Source organism: Streptosporangium sp. NPDC049644 (assembly GCF_040675205.1).
GTDB lineage: Bacteria > Actinomycetota > Actinomycetes > Streptosporangiales > Streptosporangiaceae > Streptosporangium > Streptosporangium fukuiense.
This window is the reverse complement of the sequence record NZ_JBFAOJ010000020.1, coordinates 15,276-37,357: the sequence shown is the minus strand read 5'-3', so window position 1 is coordinate 37,357 and position 22,082 is coordinate 15,276. Positions and strand designations below refer to the sequence as shown.

At 70.2% G+C, this 22,082-nt stretch carries 14 protein-coding genes and 1 pseudogene; 7 read left to right on the top strand and 8 right to left on the bottom strand.

Annotation, left to right across the window (positions count from 1 at the left end; all coding sequences use genetic code 11):
* Window positions 1-20 precede the first annotated feature (20 nt).
* Window positions 21-197 (bottom strand): FxSxx-COOH cyclophane-containing RiPP peptide, encoded by a 177-nt coding sequence (fxsA, locus tag AB0J58_RS14515; protein ID WP_364215028.1) that lies wholly within the window; start codon window positions 195-197, stop codon window positions 21-23.
* A gap of 278 nt (window positions 198-475) precedes the next feature.
* On the opposite strand from fxsA, the gene fxsT (AB0J58_RS14510) reads away from it, so the two are divergent.
* Window positions 476-3,013 carry an FxSxx-COOH system tetratricopeptide repeat protein gene (gene fxsT, locus AB0J58_RS14510; RefSeq protein ID WP_364215025.1) on the top strand — a complete coding sequence of 846 codons (2,538 nt, stop codon included), beginning with the start codon at window positions 476-478 and terminating at the stop codon, window positions 3,011-3,013.
* 76 nt (window positions 3,014-3,089) lie between these two features.
* Here fxsT (AB0J58_RS14510) and AB0J58_RS14505 read toward each other — a convergent pair whose 3' ends face one another.
* Window positions 3,090-5,603, bottom strand: coding sequence for an FxsB family cyclophane-forming radical SAM/SPASM peptide maturase (locus AB0J58_RS14505; protein WP_364215022.1), 2,514 nt, complete (start codon window positions 5,601-5,603; stop codon window positions 3,090-3,092).
* Window positions 5,604-5,793: 190 nt separating this feature from the next.
* Here AB0J58_RS14505 and AB0J58_RS14500 point away from each other — a divergent pair, with 190 nt between their 5' ends.
* The gene (locus AB0J58_RS14500) at window positions 5,794-7,041 is read left to right on the top strand and encodes an FxsB family cyclophane-forming radical SAM/SPASM peptide maturase (RefSeq protein WP_343977565.1); all 1,248 of its coding nucleotides are present in this window, start codon (window positions 5,794-5,796) and stop codon (window positions 7,039-7,041) included.
* The gene (locus AB0J58_RS14495) at window positions 7,038-8,342 is read left to right on the top strand and encodes an HEXXH motif domain-containing protein (protein ID WP_364215019.1); all 1,305 of its coding nucleotides are present in this window, start codon (window positions 7,038-7,040) and stop codon (window positions 8,340-8,342) included. The genes AB0J58_RS14500 and AB0J58_RS14495 overlap by 4 nt, the downstream gene beginning before the upstream one ends.
* Window positions 8,343-8,353: 11 nt before the next feature.
* Here AB0J58_RS14495 and fxsT (AB0J58_RS14490) read toward each other — a convergent pair whose 3' ends face one another.
* Window positions 8,354-10,885: an FxSxx-COOH system tetratricopeptide repeat protein gene (gene fxsT / locus AB0J58_RS14490; RefSeq protein ID WP_364215016.1), complete on the bottom strand. Its 2,532-nt coding sequence runs from the start codon at window positions 10,883-10,885 to the stop codon at window positions 8,354-8,356.
* A 202-nt stretch (window positions 10,886-11,087) separates the two neighbouring features.
* Between fxsT (AB0J58_RS14490) and AB0J58_RS14485 the strand changes: the two genes are divergently transcribed.
* The 3 genes and pseudogenes from AB0J58_RS14485 to AB0J58_RS14475 all read left to right on the top strand — a co-directional run.
* Window positions 11,088-11,246 carry a hypothetical protein gene (locus AB0J58_RS14485; protein ID WP_364215013.1) on the top strand — a complete coding sequence of 53 codons (159 nt, stop codon included), beginning with the start codon at window positions 11,088-11,090 and terminating at the stop codon, window positions 11,244-11,246.
* A gap of 210 nt (window positions 11,247-11,456) precedes the next feature.
* The gene (locus AB0J58_RS14480; protein WP_245651495.1) at window positions 11,457-12,347 is read left to right on the top strand and encodes an SIR2 family protein; all 891 of its coding nucleotides are present in this window, start codon (window positions 11,457-11,459) and stop codon (window positions 12,345-12,347) included.
* Window positions 12,344-14,077, top strand: a pseudogene (locus AB0J58_RS14475) (hypothetical protein); the annotation flags it as partial. The gene AB0J58_RS14480 and the pseudogene AB0J58_RS14475, both read left to right, overlap by 4 nt.
* A gap of 103 nt (window positions 14,078-14,180) precedes the next feature.
* Here AB0J58_RS14475 and AB0J58_RS14470 read toward each other — a convergent pair.
* From AB0J58_RS14470 to AB0J58_RS14450, 5 genes are all read right to left on the bottom strand, one after another.
* On the bottom strand, window positions 14,181-15,650 hold the full coding sequence (locus AB0J58_RS14470; RefSeq protein ID WP_364215010.1) for an MFS transporter: 1,470 nt from the start codon (window positions 15,648-15,650) through the stop codon (window positions 14,181-14,183).
* Between the two features lie 452 nt (window positions 15,651-16,102).
* A complete protein-coding gene (locus AB0J58_RS14465) occupies window positions 16,103-17,764 on the bottom strand; it encodes a hypothetical protein (RefSeq protein WP_364215007.1) in 1,662 nt (553 codons plus the stop codon).
* Window positions 17,765-17,828: 64 nt separating this feature from the next.
* Entirely contained in the window at window positions 17,829-18,779 is a 951-nt protein-coding gene (locus AB0J58_RS14460; RefSeq protein ID WP_364215004.1) for a sugar kinase, read from the bottom strand.
* A gap of 7 nt (window positions 18,780-18,786) precedes the next feature.
* Window positions 18,787-19,728 carry a pseudouridine-5'-phosphate glycosidase gene (locus AB0J58_RS14455; RefSeq protein WP_364215001.1) on the bottom strand — a complete coding sequence of 314 codons (942 nt, stop codon included), beginning with the start codon at window positions 19,726-19,728 and terminating at the stop codon, window positions 18,787-18,789.
* A gap of 123 nt (window positions 19,729-19,851) precedes the next feature.
* Window positions 19,852-20,907: a putative sulfate exporter family transporter gene (locus AB0J58_RS14450; RefSeq protein ID WP_364214998.1), complete on the bottom strand. Its 1,056-nt coding sequence runs from the start codon at window positions 20,905-20,907 to the stop codon at window positions 19,852-19,854.
* A 70-nt stretch (window positions 20,908-20,977) separates the two neighbouring features.
* Here AB0J58_RS14450 and AB0J58_RS14445 point away from each other — a divergent pair, with 70 nt between their 5' ends.
* Window positions 20,978-21,904: a LysR family transcriptional regulator gene (locus AB0J58_RS14445; protein WP_364214995.1), complete on the top strand. Its 927-nt coding sequence runs from the start codon at window positions 20,978-20,980 to the stop codon at window positions 21,902-21,904.
* The last annotated feature ends 178 nt before the right edge of the window (window positions 21,905-22,082 follow it).

The window sequence follows — 22,082 nt, the reverse complement described above, 5'->3', positions numbered from 1 at the left end:
GTGGGTTATCACCAAGGTTTCTATATGGAGGAGTCGAATCCGGCCACCGGCCCCGCGTCCCCGTCGGCGGTTATTCGCCGGCGGACCAGGTCCAGGATGGAATCGCCGATTTTGTCAAGATCGGCCAAGTTCAGACCCGTCAGGTCGATCAGACCTTTGCCGGAATCGATGTTAGCGATGGCGGCTTCCTCGCTCATGCGGACTCCCTTGCGCCCACGGCGAGACGCACGCGTCCCCGGATCTCCGAGCGTCCTCGCCTACGCCTTGATGATTACATCCTTTCGGTGTTCAGGCGAGTACTCGGGAAGATAATTTGGCGGGTGGGACTATATAGTTGACCGGAAAATAGACGTTTTAGGGTGTGACAGAGATCCGCTGTTGAGGTGTGGCAATGAGACTCTGACCCCTTCGCTTATGCGCTTGCGGAGGCCCGGAGCCATAAGCTGATTCCCAATCGGGCGAGTGGAGGCCGTGCGTGCCCATTTCACAGTCTTCGGGGACTTCCCGCCTGCCGGGACGCCAGCCCCAGATCTGGGGCAGGGTCCCCCAGCAGAACAAGAACTTCACAGGTCGTGAAGGCCTCCTCGACAAGCTTCACACCGGTGTCACGTCCGAGGTCACCGCCGTGGTGCCGCACGCCCTTCACGGGTTCGGCGGCGTCGGCAAGACCCACGTCGCGATCGAGTACGCCTACCGATTCCGGCACGAGTACGACCTGGTCTGGTGGATACCCGCGGACCAGCCGATGCTGGTGCGCTCCTCGCTGGCCGCGCTCGCCCCGCACCTGGGCGTGCCCTCCTCCGCCGCGATGGGGGTGGAGGACGCGTCCGCCGCCGTGCTGGACGCCCTGCGCCGCGGCGACCCGTACTCCCGGTGGCTGCTCATCTTCGACAACGCCGAGCAGCCGGAGGACATCAACGACATCATCCCCCGGGGCCCGGGGCACGTCCTGATCACCTCACGCAACTACGCCTGGCAGAGCGTGGTCGACACCGTGCCCGTCGACGTCTTCAGCCGGGTGGAGAGCATCGAGTTCCTCACCAGGCGGGTCCCCGGCTCGACCAGCCAGGAGGACATGAACCGGCTGGCCGAGCAGCTCGGCGACCTCCCGCTCGCGCTGGAGCAGGCCGGAGCCCTGCAGACGGAGACCGGGATGTCCGTCGAGCAGTATCTCCGGCTGCTCGACGAGCAGACGGCCCAGCTGCTCGACGCCAACAAGGCGTCGGACTATCCGCTGTCCATGACGGCTGCCTGGTCGCTGTCGGTGTCACAGCTCAAGGCGAAGCTGCCCGAGGCCGTGGAGCTCCTGCGCTGCTGCGCCTTCTTCGGACCTGACCCCATCCCCCGTGACGTGTTCGGGGCACTTCCCGACGACCTCGCGGCCGGGTCGCGTCTTGGCCCGCTCCTCGACAATCCGATCCTGCTGAGCCGGGCCATCAGGGAGCTGGGCCGGTACGCCCTGGCGCGGATCGACTCGGAGAACCGGACCATCCAGGTCCACCGGCTGGTCCAGGCACTGCTCCGTGCCGAGCTGGGCTGGGAGGAGCACGTGTCCTTCCGGCACGAGGTGCACCTCATGCTGGCCGCGGCGGCGCCGGGCCTTCCGGACGACACCGTCCTGTGGCCGCGCTACGCCGAGCTGCTCAGCCACATGACGCCCGCGATGGTGGAGGCCGGTGAGGATCCCCGCATCCGTCGCTTCGCCCTCGACGTCGTGCGCTACCTCTACTCGTCCGGGGGCTACCAGTCGGCCAGCGACCTGGTCAAGGGCTTCATCGCCAGATGGCGGGCCGACAGCGGGGACGAGGACCAGCACGTGCTCTCCGCGCAGCGGCATCTCGGCATCGTCCTTCGCGAGCTCGGCGACTACCGGGCCTCCTTCGAACTCAACCGCGAGACCCTGACGCGGATGAGGAGGGTCCTGGGACCCGACCACGTGGAGACCCTCCTGCTCACCAACAGTCACGGCGGGGACCTGCGGATGCGAGGTGACTTCACGGCGGCCCTGGCGCACGACAGGGAGTCGCTGCGGCGGCACCAGAGCGTGTTCGGGCCCCAGCACCACCGGACGCTGCGCGCCATGAACAATCTCGCCATCGACTATCTGCTGCTCGGCGACTACGAGAAGGCGTTCGAGCTGCAGGAGACCACCTACAGGCTGCACCGCCGTCCCGACTCGGGATCCAGCAAACAGAACATCCTCACCTCGGGCAACGGTCTCTCACGTATCGTGCGGCTCAGAGGTGACTACGCCGAGGCCTGTGACCTCGGCGAGGACGCGTACGAGTTCGGGGTGCAGGAACTCGGCCCGGACCATCCCTGGACCCTGCGCACGGCGAAGGATCTGTCCATCGCCAAACGGCGGGTGGGGCAGATCGACGAGGCGTTCGACCTCGCGCAGGCGACGTACGAGCGAGAGGAGCGCATCTTCGGGCGTGACCACCACGACACGCTCGCGGCGGCACTGTGCCTGGCCAACGCGCAACGCACCAGAGGTGAGATCGCCGAGGCGCTGGAGCTGCTGCGGGACGTGACGGCTCGCTATCCCCGCATGTACGGCGACGAGCACCCCTTCACCTTCGGCTGTGGCATGAACCTGGCGCTGCTGCTGCGGGTCAACGGGCAGATCGAGGAGGCGAGCCGGCTCGATCTGAGCTCCCTGGAGGGTTTCGACCGCACGCTCGGCCGCGAGCACCACTACTCCCTCACCTGTGCGATCAACCTCGCCAGCGACTTCGCGGCACAGGGGGACGCCCCCAGTGCCAGGCGGCTGGGGCAGGAGACGCTGGCCCAGCTGCGCGAGTTGCTGGGGGTGGACCACCCGCTCACTCTCGCCTGCGCGAACAACCTGGTCATCGACCTGCGGGCGGAGGGTGCCTTCGAGGAGGCCCAGGCGCTGGAGGCCGACACCTTCGAGCGCTACCAGCGGGTGCTGGGCAACGACCATCCGGACACCAGGGTCGCCATGCGCGGTGAACGGCTCGACTTCGACTTCGACCCGCCCGCTCTCTAGACTCTGTCGCCTGGATCTCCTGCCCGCCGCGGACGCCCGGCCGACACCCGCCACGGCAAGATCCGGCGGGCAGGGCCTAACCGTTGCGTTCGAGCCAGCGCGCGTAGTGGTCGTCGGCGCGTGCGCGGCCCAGGGCCCGGGCGCGGGCCGGCACGCTCTCCTGTGCCCAGCGGTCCAGGCGCAGGGCCATTCCGGCCGCGAAGTTCTCGCCGGCCGGGGTCAGCCGCCCGCTGCCGAGCAGGGTGCCGGTCACCAGGTGAGCCGCCTCGCGCCAGCGGAAGAACTCCGAACTCGCGCGCAGGGCCGCCTCCCCGGTCTCCAGGTGGCGCTGGCGCATCCAGAAGCCGGCCACGCCCAGGAAGGCGTAGGCCCCCTGGAGCAGGCCGGGGACGGGACGGGGATCCTCGCGCCAGGGAGCGTAGTAGCGCCTGCCGTCGTCGGGAAGGGTCAGGGGGATCAGGTCGAGCAGGGCCGAGAGCTTCGCGTGCTGCGTCTCGTGGGTCAGGGTGACCGCGAACGTGGAGGCGTCCGGCGGCGTCGACAGGGCCACACAGCCGTAGGTCTCGCCGGATGTCGAGCTCGACTGGCCCCGGGCCGGGGCGACCAGCGGGGTGAGGACCGTGATGGCCGTGACGACCTCATCGGCCACGGCGCGGTGGTGGCGCACCAGCAGATGCCACGCCTCCTCCAGCGTCGACTGCCAGCGCTCGGTCTCGGCCTCGGTCAGACGCCCGCCGATGTTCGTGGTCTCCGGCATCCGGTACGGGTCGAGGTCGTCGATGACCAGGTGCAGCGGCACGCCGTCCACCTCGGTGGAGAGCGATCGCAGGCCTTTCCACCCGGGGGCGTCCCGGCCGGGGTCGCGCGGGACGGTGACGATGGTCCCGTCCGCGGTGACCTCGGCACCGCCCTCGGCACACTCCACCGTGGCCCACGAGACGGTCGGCGACAGGATCGCCTGGCCCAGGGAGGGCAGCGTGACGACCCCCTCCACCGCGGGCACGTCGATGTCGCAGGCCGTGCCCGAGCGGATCGCCGCCGCGGCGGCGAGCGCGGCCAGCTGCCCCGGTGCCGCGTCCTCGGCGTGAGCGTCGAGCATCCTGACCGTCCGCCGCGCCCAGGCGCCCACCGAGGGATGGCGCAGAACGGTGTCGACGGCGCCGGGATGACGGCGCTGTACCGTGGCGAGCAGGTCGTAGGCACGGCGGGTGACGGCGGCGTCCGGGTGGCCGTTCGCGCGCGCGGCCTCCAGCACTCCCCGTACGAGAAGCACGTGCTTGCTGTGCTGCGCCGCGGAGAGCTTGGCGACCGCGGCGGCGCCGCCACCGCCGGCGGCGAGCTTGGAGAACACCCCGGCCGTGATCCGGTGCTCACGCAGGTTCATCGTGTCCCTTCCCCGTCGTTTCGATCGAGCCGGCAGATCGGCCTCGACAGTGCTCTTGACGTGCTTGATGAGTCGGAGCAGGTCGGGGGAGTAGACGGAGGGGTTGGCGAAACCGTGGCCGGAGCGGTAGCGGTGGGCGTACAACCCCCCTCCGCAGATCCGTGACACCGGGCAGGCCCGGCAGGTGGGACACAGGGCCAGTTCGCCGATCTGGCGGGCGGCGATCGAGGGAAGGAGCAGGGCGTCGTCGAAGGAGTCACGTGTCACGTGCAGCCCGGTCTCGGGGGCTCCCTGGTAGGCCGACTTCAGCACGTCCGACTGCTCGATGCCGCCGTCGGTCTCCACCACCACCATCCCCGCGGGGGACAGGCCTATCTGCTCGCTCGACGACGAACCGCCGAGCAGCACGTGGATGATCTCGCCGAACATCCGGACCCGGGTGGGCCTGCGCGCCGCGCCGTACCACCGGTCGAAGATCGGGATGAGCCAGTCCGCGTACGGTGTCGTCTCCTCGTGGGGAAGCCGGCCGGCCGGGGGCGCCGACCAGTTGCCGTGCGGGAGCAGGAAGTCGACGGCCGGGGGATCGAAGGCGAGGAGCGCCTCGTAGACCCCGATCGGGTCGTTTCTGAGGTCGACGGTGCACAGCAGGCCGCTGAAGAGATGCCTGAAGGTGGGCGAGGCCAGCAGCCGGAGGGCTCGGGACACCTCGGCATGGCTGCCGCGGCCGCCTGCGCGCCTGCGGCTGCGGTCGTGCATCGTCTCGTCACCGTCGAGGCTGACCCCGACCCGGATGTCCAGTTCGTCGAGGAGTCGCAGGTAGCTCTCGTCCAGGCGCAGCCCGTTGGTCTGCAGGCTGGCCCTGACCCGGGTGCCGGCGGCCGCCGAACGGATCCGGGTGACGGTCTCGCGGATCGCCTCGGGGCCGGCGAGCAGTGGCTCGCCCCCGTGCAGGATGATCTCGATGTCGCGCAGGCCGTGCCGGTGGGCGTGCTCGGCGATTCTCGCGGCGGTGGCGGCGACGATCTCCCGTGACATTTGTTTCGGGCGTGTCAGCCACGATGAATCGGCCATTTCGTACATATAGCAATATTTGCAGGCGAGATCGCACCTACTGTGGATCTTCAAGATGAACTGCCGGAACGGCGTCGGTCTCCAGCCGTCGGCCGTCAGCCTGCCGATGTCGAGAGTCGACGGCCACTCGCGCACCGCTGATCAGCCCCCTGATGAGACCACGTTATGTGATGCCCGAAAGATGCTTCCACGATAGATGATGGCCGACCGCCGTTCCAGAGACGGATGAAACCCTTCGGCCATGTCGCGGAGCCCGCTGTTTGTAAGCCTGGAACTTGACTATTTGGGCAAACTAATGCCAGATAGGAAATGGCGCAAGAGAGGTGTGCCGCGTTTGCCTGAGAAACTTGACCCCATAATCCCGTCACCCAGAAGCGTGTTCCCGGCGACGCTCGATGTCAGGGGATTGCTGGAATCAGGGTGGCGACCGGCGGCTTTCCGGCAGTTCATCTTGAAGATCCACAGCAGGTGCGACCTCGCCTGTCGCCACTGCTACGTCTACGAGATGGCGGACCAGTCCTGGAGGGCACAGCCGAGGCGCATGTCGGAGGCGATCGTCGACCGCACGGCGAAGCGCATAGCCGAGCACGCGTTCACCCACGAGCTGGCCGAGGTGGAGGTCGTCCTGCACGGCGGTGAGCCCCTTCTGGCCGGGCCGGATCTCATCTCCTACGCCGTGCGCGCCATCAGGGGGGCCGCCGCCGACGTCGGGACCCGCGTCCACGTCGGCGTGCAGACCAACGGGCTGCGCCTGGACGAGAGCTACCTGCGGCTCTTCGACAGCCTGGAGATCCGGGTCGGGGTGAGCCTGGACGGCTACGCGGAGGGTCACGACCGGCACCGGCGCCACGCGGACGGCAGGGGAAGTCACGCGAAGGTGGCGGCCTCGCTCCGCAGGCTGACCGGCGGCCCCTTCCACCACCTGTTCAGCGGCCTGCTGTGCACCATCGACGTCCGCAACGATCCGCTGGCGACCTACGAGGCGCTTCTGGAGTTCGATCCCCCGGCCGTCGACTTCCTGCTCCCGCACGGCAACTGGTCCACCCCGCCGCCCTTCCGCGTTCCGGAGGCGGGGGTGACGCCGTACGCCGACTGGCTCATCCCGATCTTCGACCGCTGGTACGGATCGGTCGCCGACCAGACGGAGGTCCGGCTGTTCCGCGAGATCATGCGCCTGCTGACGGGAGGCGCCTCGCGCAGCGAGACCGTGGGACTCTCACCCGCCCGGATGGCCGTCGTGGAGACCGACGGCAGCATCGAGCAGTCGGACATTCTGAAGTCCAGCTACCACGGGGCGGCCGCGACCCGCCTGCACCTGCTCCGCGACTCGTTCGACGCCGCGCTCACCCACCCGTCCATGGCGGCCAGGCAGATCGGCGAGCTCGCGCTGGCACCCGTCTGCCTGGCCTGTGACATCCACTCGGTCTGCGGCGGCGGGCTGTACGCGCACAGATACAGCGAGGCCGCCGGCTTTCTGGGACCTTCGGTCTACTGCCCCGACCTGTACCGGCTGATCACCCATATCCGCACCCGGCTCGCGCGGGATGTCGCCAGGCTGAAGGGAAGCCGATGAGGCACGGTTCGCAGCAGGTGTCCGACAAGACGTTTCTCACGCTGGCGGCCGGTGAGGGCGGTGCCGGCGCCGTGGCCGAGCTGCGGGCCGCGCAGCGCGCCAGGAACAGGGTGCTGGTGCGAGGTGTCGTCGGCGAGGCGCGGTCGGCCGGGCATCCCGGCGCCGCCCTGGCGATGCGCGCCTACGGCCTGCTGGCCGAACTGGAGGGGCAGGCGGACGAGGAGGTCGAGCGCCTGCTGAGGTATCCGGCGGTGGGGGCGTGGGCGTGGCGGACCTACCGGTCCCTGCGGAGCGGGGATGACAGCCGCGACGATCCCGCGCAGCTGGGCGCACTGGCCGTGGTGGTCGCGGTGCGGGCCCGGGTCCGGTGCCGGGTCCGGTTGCCCGTCCGCGACAGCACGATCATGCTGCCGTCCCTGGGGCGCCTCACTCTCCCCGCCGGCGCGCCGGCCACGGTCGACGTCGAGGTGCGGCCGGACGGGGACGGCGCCGAACTCGACGCCGGCGGCCTGACGGTCCGCGTCGCCCCCCCGGGCGACCGGCCCGGCTGGCAGGCGCTGCGCGGCTGGTCGGTGATCCCGGGGTTCGACCTGGTCGTCGACGACCTCGACCCGTACCGGTGGCCCGTGGAAGGGGTCACCGAGCCGCGGCTCGGCCGCGAGCGGCTCCGCGCGTGGCGGGCGCACCTGGACGACGCGTGGCGCGTCCTGACCGCCCACCACCGGCACGTGGCGGAGGAGGTGAGCTCCACGGTGTCGGTGCTCACCCCCGTCAAGGCGCCGGACAGGGGGCAGAACAGCGCTTCGACCCGCGAGGCGTTCGGGACCGTCGCGATGTCCGACCCGTGGCACGGCCTGGGGCTCGCCGCCACGCTCGCGCACGAGATCCAGCACGCGAAGCTGACGGCGCTGACCGAGGTGATCCCGCTGACCCTGCCGGACGACGGCAGACGCTACTACGCGCCCTGGCGGGACGACCCGCGCCCCGCCTATGGCCTGCTGCAGGGTTCGTACGCCTATCTCGGGGTGGCGGAGTTCTGGCGGAGGCAGCACAGCTTCGAGCGGGACGCCGAGGCGTTCCGGGCACGCGTGGAACTCGCCCGGTGGAGGCGGGGCGCCTACCAGGTCACCGGCACGCTGCTGGCCAGCGGGAGCCTGAACGAGCGCGGAGAGGAGTTCGTGGCCTGCATGAGGAGAACCCTCGAAGAGTGCGCCGCCGAACCGGTGGACGACCTCGCGGAGGCACAGGCCCTCCGCGAGGCGGAGCGGCACCTCGACGCCTGGCGGAGGCGCAACACCTGACCTCGGCGTGGTCAGATCGGCGGGGGGTCGAAGTCGCAGTCGATGCGTCGGCCCTCACTCGCGAGGATGGCGTCGGGGTGGCCGGCCTCCAGGGGGCGCTCATAGTGCCGCATCGTGTCGTGGTACAGCAGCTCGGCCTCCTTCTCCGCGCCGGCGGCTCTCAGATCGAGGACGAGGTTGCCGGCGCAGGCCAGGCTCAGGAAGTGGTTCTCGCCGAAGAGCTTCTGCAGCCTGTTCAGCGTCTCCCTGCCGAGCTCGCACGCCTGGGTGAACTCTCCCAGGATCGCCAGGTCCGTCTGGAGGCTGATGGCGCACGTCAGCGGATAGTGGTGCTCCCTGCCGACCTTGGCGATCAGGCCGCGCACCGCCTGCTCGTTCAGCCGGCGGGCCGTCTCGACCTCGCCTCGCAGGCGGTGCAGGATCGCCAGGTTGCCGCCGCAGGCGAAGCCGTAGGGGTGCTCCTCGCCGAACACCCGGGGATACAGCGCGACCGTCCTGTTCGCTATCGCGAACGACTCCTCAAGCTCGCCGGTCACCCGCAGGGAGTTGGACAGGTTGATCGCGGCCGCCATCGTGTCGGCGTGCTCGTCTCCGAAGAGCCGCTGGAGCCGGGTGTGCGTGTCACGCGCGAGGTCCAGCGCCTCGGAGATCTCTCCGGCCCGGCGCTTTGCGATCGACAGGTCCTTGGCCGTCAGCAGGGTGAAGTGATGGTCGAGCGTCAGCTCCTGGACACCGTAGGCGTAGGCCTCCTCGCCCAGGTCGCAGGCCTCGGTGTAGTCGCCGCAGAGCCGTACCGCCCTGGCCAGGCCGTTCCAGGACAGCAGCAGGGTGCTCTTGCCGATGCCCCCCATCGCGTCGCTCATCTCCAGGTATGTCTCCTGGTGCAACCGTCGTGCCGCCTGGTAGTCACTGGTCAGCGCGTAGTCGAGGGCCAGGCTGTTGAGCACGCGCAACGTGGCGGGGTCGCTGGGACCCCGGTTGGCGATGTGGGCGTCCCGGGACTCGCCGTCCAGCTTGCGGGCGGCGGCGAAGTCGCCGCGGGCCCGCAGGGAGGCCCCGTACCCGTTGGTCGTCAGGAGCGTCTCGCGGTGGTCGGGGCCGAGGATGGCGCGCATGTCGTCGAGGGTCTGGTGGTCGACCTCGTAGGCCGCGGCGTACTGGCCGAGCGCCCGCAGGACATTGCCCAGGTGCCGGTGCGCGACGAGCACGTCCAGGTGTTTGGGCCCGCTGACCTCGCTCCATCTCCTGATGAAGCTGGTGAGGAAGGAGTGGGCCGACTGGTAGTTGCCCGACATGTACAGGTAGCGGACCACGTTAAGGGCGAACTGCCTGGCCGCGGGGTCCGTGCACTCCTCCAGACCGGAGGGGGTGACGTGCGCGACCAGCTCCTCGAAGCTGCGCCACCTGTCGGTCTCGTCGGGGTCGTTCGGGGCGCTGCCGGCCAGCAGCACATGCACCTCGTGCCGGATGTCCGTCTGATCCTCTTCGGGCAGGTCGTCACGGAGTAGCGCCTGGATCAGCCGGTGAACCTGGATCGTGCGGGTGGTGGGCTCGATCCTGGCCAGGGCGAAGCGTCTCAGCTCGCTCAGCGCCGTGGCGAGCAGGATCGGATCAGAAAGGATCTTGCTGAGCCGGGGGACGACGGCCTTGTTGCCCCTGCGGAAGACGTCGCGCGGAATGGGCTCGGGGCCGAAGAAGGCACAGCATCGCAGGAGCGTGATGGCCTCGGGAAGACGGTCCTGCAGGAGCGACACCGACACCTTCCAGGCCGCGGTCATCGACAGCGGATACCCCGGTGCCCTGTTGACGCCCAGCAGCCTGCTCGCCTGCTCGCCGAGCTGCTCCAGGTACTCGTCGACGGACATGCCGGTCTCGTACTGCAGCGCGCCGGCCTGCTCCAGAGCCAGCGGGAGGTCGCCGAGCTGCTCGGCCAGCCGCGAGGCGTCGTCGTCGGGAACCTCCCGGCGCAGGCGTTTCTTCAGGAACGCCACGCTTTCCTCGCGGGTGAAGACGTCGACCTGGAGGGTCTCGAAGTGGTCCTCCCACTTGGGGTTGCGCGAGGTGATCAGGACGTGACCCGGCCCGCGCGGGATGAACTCCTCGACCTGTCCCGGATCCTCGGCGTTGTCGAAGATCAGCAGCCAGCGGCGGTAGGGGTTGCCGTTCTGCAGCGTCCTGCGCACGGCCTCGGCGGCCTCCTCGACACCGGTGGCGGAGGCGGGCGGCAGCCCCAGGTGGGGGGCCATCGCGGCCAGCGCGGACGGCACCAGCACGCGCTGGTCGGCGGGGATCCACCAGACGAGGTCGTAGTGCGACCGGTAGCGGTGGGCGTACTCGATGGCCAGGTGTGTCTTGCCGACACCGCCCCACCCCTGCAGTGCCTGGGGCTGGGGCACGACGGCGGTGACGGTGCTGATGCCCTGGCGGAGCCTGACGAGCAGGTCGTCTCGCCCGGTGAAGTTCCTGTTGCGGGGCGGCACCTTCTCCCAGACCTCGGGCTGCCGTTCCGGCACCGTGTTCGCCGCGTGTGAAAGCTCCACCACCTCGGGCCTCCGTTTTTTAGCCAAAGGGATCGTACGGTCATCCTAAAGGTTGATTCGGCGAGTGGGGTATTACAGAATCGCATAGTAAGAAGAAAGCGGCCTGGAGACTTTCGAAAGGGACGTCGTTTCGCATTTTTTTAGGACGTCCCAAAACCCGGGTGGTGGTCGAGGCCGGATCCGGAGCGATGTAAGGGGAGCACGCATGCGCGCTGACGGCTCAAGATCAAACATTTTCGTCGACCTCGGCGGCCTCTCCCTGGAGATGCTCGGTGAGATCGAGGACCACTCCCTGCGGAGGGCGCTGGAGCCGTTGTTTCTGGAGACGGCGGAGCCGACGGCCGGATTCACCAGCTCGATCTGAACGGTCACCCTGCCGTTCCGCGCGGGTCGCGGCAGAAAGGTGATCGTGAATCGTTCGCCTGCTCCGGGCGTGCCGTCGGGACAAACGTCGGCGGGACAAGAGGTGCCTTCCCTCGCCGGAGGGATTGACCATGCCAATAGAGTCGTACGGCATCGAGTCCATGATCCGATTGGACCTCTTGCCCGTGAGGTGGTGCCCTGCGTGCATGACATGGGGGAGGCCGAGTGGGAACGCCTGCTCGACCAGTTGAACAGCGGGGACTGCACGCCGTTCCTGGGGTCCGGGGCGTGCGTGGGCACTCTGCCGACCGGGACGGCGCTGAGCCGCGACATGGCACGCCGATGGGACTATCCGTTCGACGACGACCATGATCTCCCGCGGGTGACGCAGTTCGCGGTGATGCGATATGGGGATTCGGTATATGTGAAGAGACGGATCTGCGACGAGCTCGACGCCGGGGGGGCGCCCGACTTCCTCGACCCCCTGGAACCGCACGGTCTGCTCGCGAGTTTCCCGCTTCCGGTATATCTGACGACGAACTACGACGACTTCATCCTGCGCTCGCTCGAAGCCGTGGGAAAAAGACCGAATGTGGCTGTATGTCCATGGAACAAAGGGCTGGCCTACGCCGAGGATCTGTTCAGCAGCGAGGCGGGCTGGAATCCCAGGCCCGAGGCTCCGCTCATCTACCACCTGCACGGCAGCCTGCAGGATCCGGCGTCGATAGTGCTGGCGGAGGACGACTATCTGGAGTTTCTCACCAACCTCGCGGTGGACGGTGTCGCGGGCGGCCAGCGGATGCTGCCCACCTCCATTCTCGCGGCGCTGACCAGGAGGCCCCTGCTGTTCATCGGATACAGCCTGCAGGACTGGACGTTTCGCGTGCTTTTCCATGGGTTGTTGAAAGCCGTTCCCGGAATCAACCGCCGCAGGCACGTGAGCGTCCAGCTCGCCCCCTCGCTCGCCAGCACGAAGGCGGACGTGCTGGAAGTCCAGCGCCAGCTGGCCAGATACTACGAAGACTGGCGGATCTCCATCTTCTGGGGGACGGCGGAGGAGTTCTGCCGTGAGCTGCGCCGGCGGATGGGACCGGTGCCGTGACCTCTGACGTGACCTCCGACCTTGTCCGGCCGGACGAGGCCGGCCAGCCGTACGTCGGCCTGCGGGCCTTCCGCCGCGAGGACCGAGCCAAGTTCTTCGGTCGCGACAGGGAGGCGTACGAGGTCTCCGACCTGTGGCAGGCCGGGCGCCTGACCGTGCTGTACGGGCCGTCGGGCGTGGGCAAGACCTCGCTGATCCAGGCGGGCGTGCTCCCGCTGCTGGACATCGGCAGGACCGACGTACTGCCGATAGGCAGGGTGTCGCACGGCTCGCCCTTCCCCTCGGCCGCGCTCTCCCGGCACAACCCGCACGTGTTCGCGCTGCTGTCGTCGTGGTCTCCCACCGAGACGCCCACCCGGCTGGCGGGGCTGACGATCCGTGAGTTCCTCAGCCGGCGCCCGCCGCGCCAGGATCCCTACGGCGACCCGGTCCTCACCCTGGCCGCGATCGACCAGGCCGAGGAGCTCTTCGGGGACTTCGCCCACCGCCAGCCGTACCGGGAATGGTTCATCGGCCAGCTCGTCGAGGCGCTGGACGACGACCCGAACCTGCGCCTCCTCATCTCGATCCGCGAGGACTACCTCGCCGCGATCCTTCCCCACGAGCCGAAGCTGGCGGGCATGGCCAGGAGCCGCTTCTCGCTGACCGCCCTTGACACGGCCGCCGCGGTCCGGGCGACCGAGGGCCCGCTGGAGGGAACGGGACGCTCGTTCGCCCCGGGCGCGGCGCGCGGCCTGGTCGACGATCTCCGCATGATCAGGGTCGGCAGGGCACTGGGCGAGGAGGTCGTCGCCGACGCCAAGGTGGTCGAGCCCGTCCAGTTGCAGGTCGTGTGCTCGGCCATGTGGCATTCCCTGCCCGAGGACGTGCGGGTCATCTCCTTGGAGCACGTCCGCAGGTTCGCCAACGCCGATCGCTCCCTCACCGGCTTCTCCGAGCGGATGATCGCCGAGGTGGCCCACGACCACTTCGGTGACGACGTCGCCGAGCTCAGGAGCTGGCTGCGCCGCTGCTTCATCACCGAACTCGGCACCCGCGAGGTCGTCTACCAGGGGGAGACCGTCACCGCCGGCATGCCGAACGCGGTGGTCAGGGCGCTGGTGGACCGCCACATCCTGCGTGAGGACATCAAGGCGGGCACGCGCTGGTGCGAGCTGTCGCACGAGCGTCTCATCCAGCCGATCCTGCAGAACGACCGCCTCGTCGTGCAGGCCGAGAGCCGGGCCCTTCCCGACGACTACCTGCGGGCCGCCGAGCTCTCGTTCCGCGACGGGGAGTTCGCGCTGGCCGCCAAACAGGCCGAGGAGGCTCTGGAGCGGTGTGGCGACAACACCAGGATCCGCGCGGAGATCGAGTCCTTTCTCGGCAACGTGGCGCATCGGCGGGAGGACTTCGAGAAGGCCGTGTCGCACTACCGCACCGCCGCGGTCCTCTTCGAGACGCTGGGGGCGACGTCGGCCGTCGGCGGCCTGCTCGCCGGGATCGGCCGGCTGCGGCTGGTCCAGGGGCGCCCCTCGGTCGCGGTGCGGGAGCTGTACTCGGCGATACGCCGCGTCCCCAACGACATGAGCATCCAGACCGAGCTCGCCTGGGCGCTCTGGTACGACGGCCATCCCGATGCGGCGCGTGACGTTCTCAACGACGTTCTGGGAAGGGAGGGAAACCTCACCGAGGCGTTGCGGGCACGGGGCGAGATCCTCGCCGGGCTCGGCCGGGCGGAAGCGGCGTTGCGCGACCTCGACCGGGTCAGGCCGCTGCAGTGGCCCTCCACCCGGGCCGCCCACGCCCTCGCGCTGGCTTTGCTGGGGCGCCTCCCCGAGGCGAGGCGGGAGATCAGGGCTGTGCTGGCCGAGGTGGGAGATCACGGTCCGGTGCTGCTGTATGCCGCCCGGATCGAGGCTCTGGCCGGCGACGCCTCGGCGGCGGCCGATCTGGCCCGGAGGGCGGGGACGGCGCGGGCGCCCACCCTCCCTGCCCATCTCGCGGCCGAAGCGGCTCGGTTGGTCGCCAGGTCGTGAGCACCCGCGTGGCCGCGTGGGCCCCGGTCGCCCGGACCTCCCTGGCCGTCCCGGCGATGCCGAGTCGCGCGCAGAGGTTCAGCAGTGCCGCGAGCGTCACCACCAGGGCGACGCAGAACATCAGGCCGGCCAGGATGACGGCCGCCATCCGGACGCCCGCCACGGCGACCAGGGTCCCGCCGAGGGGGGCCGCGACGCACACGGCGCTGTACGTGACGAGCCGGTGCACGCTCATCACACGCCCGAGCCTGCTCTTGTCGACGGTGTCGACCTCGAAGGTCCTGATGGCCACGTTGCTGAGCGCCCCGGTGCACCCGGTCAGCAGTATCGCGAGCCCGAAGAAGATCGGCCCGGCACCGTACGCCGCGATGAGGAGCGCCAGCACCCAGATCCACAACTGGGCGAAGAGCGTGGAGTTTCTCGGCTTGAGCTTGAGGTAGGGAGCCAGGCTCGATCCCGCCACCCCGCCCATCCCCCCGGCGGCCAGCACCAGGCCGACCTCGTAGGAGGGCAGGTTCGCCGACCCGGCAATGAAGATCATGATGAGCGCGTTGATCATCAGATTGGTGACCATGGTCAGGGCCATGGCCTTGCGCAGGAACGGGTGCCTCGCCAGTTCGCTGAAGCCGTCGGCGATCTCCCGCAGCAGGTGCCGCCCCGCCAGGCTTCTGAGCCCGTCGACGAGCCCGCCGGCGATCTCGCGGATCGCGTGCGACCGAGGCCGGCGCCCTCTCCCGCCGCCCGTCACGCTCAGCGGGGACAGCAGCGCCAGGAAGAACAGCGCGGAGTTCACCGCGAAGGACGCCATCTGCATGATCCCGAAAAGCCACCCGCCCAGTGGCCTGCCCGCCAGCACCGCGACGTGCGAGATCGTCTCGCTCCTGGCCATCGCGACGGAGACCTGCTCCCTCGGGACGAGGGACGAGATCAAGGCCGTCTCCGCCAGCGAGTAGACGACCCACAGCGTGCCCTCCAGGAAGGCCGCCACCAGTAGGTGCGGGAGCGACGGCCAGTCGAGGGCGAGGGCGAGGAACACGCTGAAGACGGCCAGCCCCCGCAGGGTCTCGGTGAGGAGCATGAGCGAGCGCGGGTTCACCCGGTCGGCCAGGACGCCCGCCGGAATGTAGAAGATCAGGACCGGAAACGTCAGGGCGAAGCTGGTCCAGCCCGCCTGCACCGGAGATCCGGTCAAGGCCAGTGCCAGGAGGGGATAGGCGACGCTCACGGCTCGTGATCCCACGGTGGAGAACGTCAGTCCCAGCCAGACACGGGCGAATTTTCTCATCGGCTAGTTCGAAGTCGCTCTCTAATCCCTGGCCATATCACGACTTAGCCGCCCGCCGTCCCCGTCCGCGTCCCTGGGGACACTTCACAAGGCGACGGAGGATAGAGCTATCCCGACTCCCACCAGATGGCGTTTCCTTACGAAAGGTCGCAGGATTCAACAACAACGAGAGCCCGTTTCGGTGAAACGGGCCCCAGCGGTGTCGCTAAGTCACTTGAGTCCCAAAAGCATAGCGCCGAAAAAGAGCAGCCGGGAAAGGTTGGTCATTCCCATGCCGAGAAAAGGGACGTTTCGGAATCCTTGGTGGAAATTACAGGTCGTCGACGGCGCTCGGCGGCCGAATCGACGCGACCGGCGAGCGGCCCCCGGGAATGGGGGCCGCCTATGCCGGTTTCGGTCACCGCGGACGGCCGGTTCTCGAGGGCGGAAATCGCCCCGAGGAAGCCGGAGGTTCAGGCGGGCAGCTGGGCGTCCAGGCGGTAGCCGTCCACGGTGACGTAGACCTGGTCACCCGGCCGGGCGTTCAGGCGCATCAGGACGGGCTGCAGGGAGTCGAAGACAGGGTGGTCCCGCCAGACCAGGACCACCGCGTTGTCACCGGGGCCGGTGACCGAGAGCAGCGTGCCCGGACGCATGCCCAGCCGGGTGGCGTACCCCTCGGGCACGGCCACCGGACCGCCCCGCAGGTGGTCGCTGGTCACCTCGATGCGCTGCCAGCGGCTCGGGTCGGCCGACGGGCTGGCGGGCGGGTGCAGCGGAGCCCGCTGGCTGGTGATCAGGTGTGGCCGGGTGTTGCCGCCGGACAGGGCCGACAGGGTGGCCAGAGCGGCGCGGGGATCGATGCTGCCGGTGTTCACCTGGGGTATCGGCTGGCCGCCGCGGTGGTGGTGGCCGTTGGCCCCCGGAGTGCGGCGAGGCAACTGCCTGGTCGCCTCGGCGTCGGCCTCCTGGGCAGGTGTCTCCTGCCCGCTCGCGGCGAGGGCGTCCAGCCAGGCCTGGGCCGAGTGGGCCCGGATGCCGAGCTGGTGCTCCATGAGCGCGACCGCGTCGGTGTCGATCGGCTTGTTCGCCAGGAGCTGGCGGGTCCTGTCGCGCAGGCCGCCCAGATCGCCCACGACGAGCCAGTCGTCCTGGAGCCGCCGATCGGGCATGAGCGTGACCAGCACCCGCCAGAGCGGGGTCTGGAGGGTGGGGACCTCGATCGGGTGCGCGGGGTCCGCGCCGATGAGCTGGTCCTTGGTGGCGGCGGCGCCCAGCCACTCGGTCAGCCCGAACATGTGCCCGGTCAGCGGTGCGGACTCCGAGGAGCGTAGCCAGAGCAGGATGCGCTCCTCGGCGGTGCGCTGGGCCGCGGAGAGCGCGTCGCGGTCGGCGTTCAGCTTGTGCGCGAGCGCGCGCAGGCTGATCGGGTCGACCGCGAAGAGCCGTTCCACGGCGACCGCGCGCTCCAGCGGGCTCCAGTCGCGGAACATGTTGTCCACCAGGCGCACCAGCGGATAGTCGCTGAGGCGTACCGGGGGTTCGGCGGCGGGGGCGACCGGCTCCGGGGCCGGCGACCGGTGCTGCTCCTGCGGCGCGGGCGGCTGGACCGGGATCGATGGCGCGGGCATCTGCGCGGGCATCTGTGCGGGGGTCTGTTCCGGCACCTGGGGCTGAGCCTGGGCGGCCGGCACGGCATGCTCGGCGAGCCCCGGGATGCGGCTGAGCACTTCGCGGAATATGGCGGTGACCAGGACCTCGGGAGAGGCGGGCAGCGCGGGCCCGCTCAGGTCTCCCGCGGTCAGGCGGCGCAGGCGGCTCCAGCCGCCCAGCCCGGTGATGGCCAGGCGCGCGGGCTCCGGCCAGCCTGGCAGGGTGGGGTCGACCGTGTGCACGTGCAGGGCGGGCAGCACGTCGCTCAGCGGAAGGTGGTCCCAGCGCGACAGCGAGAGCCGGGCCAGCCTGTCGCAGACCCAGTCGAGCCCGGCGGAACCGAGAGCCTTGGGCAGGGTGACCGAGGACCACCAGCCGGCGGGCAGCCGGGGGTCGGCCAGGGCTTCGGCGACTTGCTGGGGACGGCTCCAGCGCAGGGCTGGGACCAGATCACTCAGGCAGATCGATGACTCGGCATCCATCGGCGGACCGCAACCTCCCCAAAGTGACGCGTGTGGCTAATGGTGCAGCTTACGCCGCAAGCTATCAATTGGTGTTAAGAGGGTAAAGCTCGTTCGTACCCAACTCCGACGGAAGGATACGCGGACGGCCCCCCAGTACCGTCACGGCCTCCGCTCCGGCACGGCGTCCGGCGTCCAGCGCGGCCTCGTCGTCGGCCCCGCCCAGCAGGGCGGTAAGCAACCCCGCGGCGAACGCGTCCCCCGCCCCAATGGAGTCAATCACCTCGGTGGTGAGTGCGGGAACCCGGGCGGCCAACTTTCCGTTCCTGGCCATCAGCGCGCCGCGGGAGCCGAGTTTCACCGCCGCCGCGCCGTAGCGCAGGCTCAGAGTCTCCGCCGCGCCCTCGGCCGAGGTCTCGCGGGTGAGCAGCAGAGCCTCGTCCAGATTGGGGATGATCAGCTGGGCGGTCAGGGTCTCCTGGATGAACCGCTCGACGCCGAACGAGCGCAGGAATCCGGTCGAGGCGGGGTCCACGCTGATCGAGACGCCGCGCCGGGACGCCTCGGCCATGGCCAGCCGGGAAAGCTGGAGCCCCGGCTCGGCGAACAGCGTGTATCCGGACAGGTGGAGGTGGCCCACCCCCTCCAGCAGGCTCTCGTCCCAGTCGCCCGTGCCGATGTGCCCGCCCGCGCCCCGGTTGGTGAGCATGGAACGCTCCCCGGTCACGTCGACCATGGCGATCACCACGGCCGTCGGCCGGTCGGGGTCGACCCGCAGGTGCGGCCGTACCCCGAAGCGCCGCAGTTCGGCGGCGTGCCAGTCGGCGGTGTCGAAGCCGACCCGGGTCAGGATGCGGGTGTCGGTGCCCAGCCGGGCGGCCCAGGAGGCCGTGTTGGCCCCCGAGCCGCCGGGCCGCAGCACGATGTCGGCGGCGGTGTCCGTGCCGACGGCCAGAGCGCTCCTGGCCGGCCCGCCGTGCAGCGCGACGACGTCGGTCACCACGTCGCCGATGACCAGTAGACCCGTTCCGGTCATGGTTTCCTCAGTTTCCCCGGCTCCAGGAGGCCGCGATCTGCCCGGCGAGGCGGACGTTGCCCCGCACCGCGGCCAGGTTCGCCTCGAGCGAGGCGCCGGCGGTGCCGCGTACCAGGTAGCCCAGGAGGAACGGGGTGATGGCCTGGCCGGTGACCTTCTGTTCCTCGGCCGCCGCGAGAGCCTCGGCGAGCACCCGGTCGTGCAGTTCGGGGTCGAGCTGCTCCGACAGTGGCACCGGGTTGGCGACGATCAGCGCGCTCTCCGGGCCGCCCAGCGCGTCCTGGGCCCGCATGATGTCCGCGGCCTCGGCCGGGGTCTCGATCCGCCAGTCGATCGGCTCGCCCGAGGTGTGCAGGTAGAAGCCGGGGAACTCGTCGGTACGGAACCCCGAGATCGTGACGCCGCGGGTCTCCAGCCGCTGCAGGGTGGCTTCGACGTCCAGGATCGACTTCACGCCCGCGCAGACCACGGTGATGCGGGTCCGGCTCAGCATGTCGAGGTCGGCCGACTCGTCCTGACTGTCGGTCCACCCGCGGTGCACCCCGCCGAGACCGCCGGTGGCGAAGATCCGGATGCCCGCCCTGGCGGCCAGGAACGAGGTGGCGGAGACCGTGGTCGCACCGCTCGCCCCGAGTGCGGCGGCGGCGGGCAGGTCGCGGAAGCCCAGCTTGCGGAGCCCGGGCTCGCCGGCGATGCGCTCCAGCTGGCTCTTGTCGAGACCGATGCGCGCCACGCCGTCCAGTACCGCGATCGTCGCCGGCACCGCCCCGGCCTCGCGGACGAGCTGCTCCAGCTCCACCGCGACCTCGAGGTTGCGGGGCTGGGGCAGGCCGTGCGAGATGATCGTGGACTCCAGGGCCACGATCGGGGCGCCCTGTTCCAGCGCCTCGGCCACCTCGGTCGAGGGGCGCAGCAGGCCGCCGGTGAGGGACTGTCGGGTGGTACGCATGAGCTGGTTCTGTCTCCTTGTCCGAGGTCGTAATCATTGCTTGCTTTTGGAACGGTGTAAACGACACCGTCTTCCCCAAAAAGAGCACGTTACGGCGGTTGCCGGGAGACGTCCACTTAAAGATCAGCTAATGAGTAGGACTCCGATCAGTGAGATCCCGCCGATGATGGCCGTGGCGATCCCGCCCAGGAGCAGTGACCGCCCGCCCCGCACGAGCTTTCGGAGATCGACACCGGTGCCCAGGGCGAAGAGCGCCGCCGCGAGCAGCGTCGCCGTCAGACCGGGGATGACCCGGGTGACCTCGGATGGCACCAGGCCCAGGCTGCGCGCCGCCACGGCCACGACGAACCCGGCGACGAACAGCGGTACCACCGGCGGCCGGCCCGCCGCCCGCCCGCTCTCCGGAGGCTCCGTCGAGGCGGGGCGCAGAGCGGCGGAGGTGAGGCCGACGATCGGGGCCAGCAGGACGACCCGGACCAGCTTGACGGCCACCGCGCTCACCAGGACCCCCGCGCCGGCCGCCGCGCCGATGGCGGCGACCTGCGCGACCTCGTGGACCGAGGCGCCGGCCCAGATGCCCAGCTGGTGCGGTGTCAGGCCCAGGGATCCCGCGAGCAGCGGCAGCGCGACGATCGAGGCGCTGCCGTACAGGACGACCACGCCGACCGCGGACGCCACGTCGTCGTCATCGCTTCCGGCGACCGCGTGCATGGCGGCCACCGCCGCCGCCCCGCAGACGGACACGCCGGTCGCGATCAGCAGGGACCTGCGCGGGCTCACCCCGACCCGGCCCCCGATCCACCGCGTCGCCGCGAACGTGACACCGGTCGCCGTCGCGACCACCGCCAGCACCGGCCAGCCGAGCGCCAGCAGCTCCGGTAGCGCGATCTGCAGCCCGAGCAGCACGATCGCCAGGCGGAGCACCCGGCGGGAGACGAACCTCAGCCCGGGGGCCAGCGAACGGTGCAGGCCGCCGAGGTTGGTGAGCGCGACCCCGAGTGCCACCGCGATCACGGCGGCGCTCACCTCGGGAACGATCCGGGTGGCGGCCGTGGCCAGCACCACCGCGACGGCCACCGCCCCGAGCCCCGGCGCGAGCGTCCCGAGCCCCGTCTCTGCGGACCCCGGAGGGGAGTGCCGGGTAGGCCCCGGTGAACGGGCGGGCGGGGAGGAGGGCATTGTCCGAGTGTCGGCGCGGCCCGGCGGGGCCGGTACCCGTCGTCTTGCTGGTAGGTCATAGCCTGGGGCTATGAGTGAGCTGCCCGACATCGAATCCCTGCGCCTGCTCGTCGATGTGGAGCGCCTGGGCAGCCTCGGCCAGGCGGCCAGGGCGGCGGGCGTCGCGCAGCCGTCGGTGAGCAAGCGCATCTCGCTGCTGGAACGACGTCTCGGGCTGGAACTGCTGGAACGCACCCCGCGCGGCTCCGTTCTCACCCCGCAGGGCGCGATGGTCTCCGCCTGGGCCGCGCAGGTGCTGGCGGCGGCCGAGGAGCTCATGAGGGGAGTGGAGGCGGTACGGCACGGCCGGGCCGCCCACCTGCACATCGCCGCCAGCATGACCGTGGCCGAGTATCTGCTGCCGCGCTGGCTGGGAGAGCTCCAGAACCGTGAGCCCCAGGTACAGGTCGGCCTGGACGTGCAGAACTCGGCGGAGGTGGCGAAGCTGATCGGCGGTGAGATCGAGCTCGGCTTCGTGGAGGGCCCCTCGGTGCCGCCAGGGCTGGCGTCGCGGGTGGTGGCCACGGACCGGCTCGTGGTGGTGGTCGCGCCGGGCCATCCGTGGGCGCGCCGCCGTACCCCGCTGCGCGCCGCCGAGCTGGCCGCCACCCCACTGGTCGTGCGGGAGCGGGGATCGGGCACCCGCGAGACGCTGGACGTCGCGCTGACCGGCTACACCGTCGCCTCCCCGAGGCTGGAGCTCGGTTCCAACGCGGCGGTCAAGGGGGCCGCCCGCGAGGGCGCGGCCCCCGCCGTGCTCAGCGGCTACGCCGTGGAGGCCGAGCTGGCCACCGGCCGCCTGATCGAGGTGCCCACCAGGGACATCGACCTCGCGCGCCGCCTGCGGGCGGTCTGGCGCCGCGGTCGCACCCCCAGCGGCCCGGCCGCCACCCTGCTGAGAATCACCCTCTCCGCCGCCGGGCGGCCGGAGCCCCCGGCCCCGCCGTCCGCTCACTGACGTCTGGGGCGGACGCCCCTTCCTGCTTCGGCTCGTTGTGCGGGCGCGGGTGCGGCTCGGTAGGGTCGGGGTGTTCCGCGACGACCAAGCGGGGCATGTTTCTCCGAACGCCGCAGGGCGTGCCGTGTCCGCGCGGGGAGGCTTCGGGACGTCCGGGCCGGTGAACCGCGGACCGGCA

Coding starts and splice junctions, on each gene's coding strand:
- AB0J58_RS14450 (WP_364214998.1), bottom strand. CDS start 20,907: ATGCCCTCCTCCCCGCCCGCCCGTTCACCGGGGCCTACCCGGCACTCC.
- AB0J58_RS14480 (WP_245651495.1), top strand. CDS start 11,457: ATGGGGGAGGCCGAGTGGGAACGCCTGCTCGACCAGTTGAACAGCGGG.
- AB0J58_RS14465 (WP_364215007.1), bottom strand. CDS start 17,764: ATGGATGCCGAGTCATCGATCTGCCTGAGTGATCTGGTCCCAGCCCTG.
- AB0J58_RS14460 (WP_364215004.1), bottom strand. CDS start 18,779: ATGACCGGAACGGGTCTACTGGTCATCGGCGACGTGGTGACCGACGTC.
- AB0J58_RS14455 (WP_364215001.1), bottom strand. CDS start 19,728: ATGCGTACCACCCGACAGTCCCTCACCGGCGGCCTGCTGCGCCCCTCG.
- AB0J58_RS14485 (WP_364215013.1), top strand. CDS start 11,088: ATGCGCGCTGACGGCTCAAGATCAAACATTTTCGTCGACCTCGGCGGC.
- AB0J58_RS14495 (WP_364215019.1), top strand. CDS start 7,038: ATGAGGCACGGTTCGCAGCAGGTGTCCGACAAGACGTTTCTCACGCTG.
- fxsA (WP_364215028.1), bottom strand. CDS start 197: ATGAGCGAGGAAGCCGCCATCGCTAACATCGATTCCGGCAAAGGTCTG.
- AB0J58_RS14470 (WP_364215010.1), bottom strand. CDS start 15,650: ATGAGAAAATTCGCCCGTGTCTGGCTGGGACTGACGTTCTCCACCGTG.
- AB0J58_RS14445 (WP_364214995.1), top strand. CDS start 20,978: ATGAGTGAGCTGCCCGACATCGAATCCCTGCGCCTGCTCGTCGATGTG.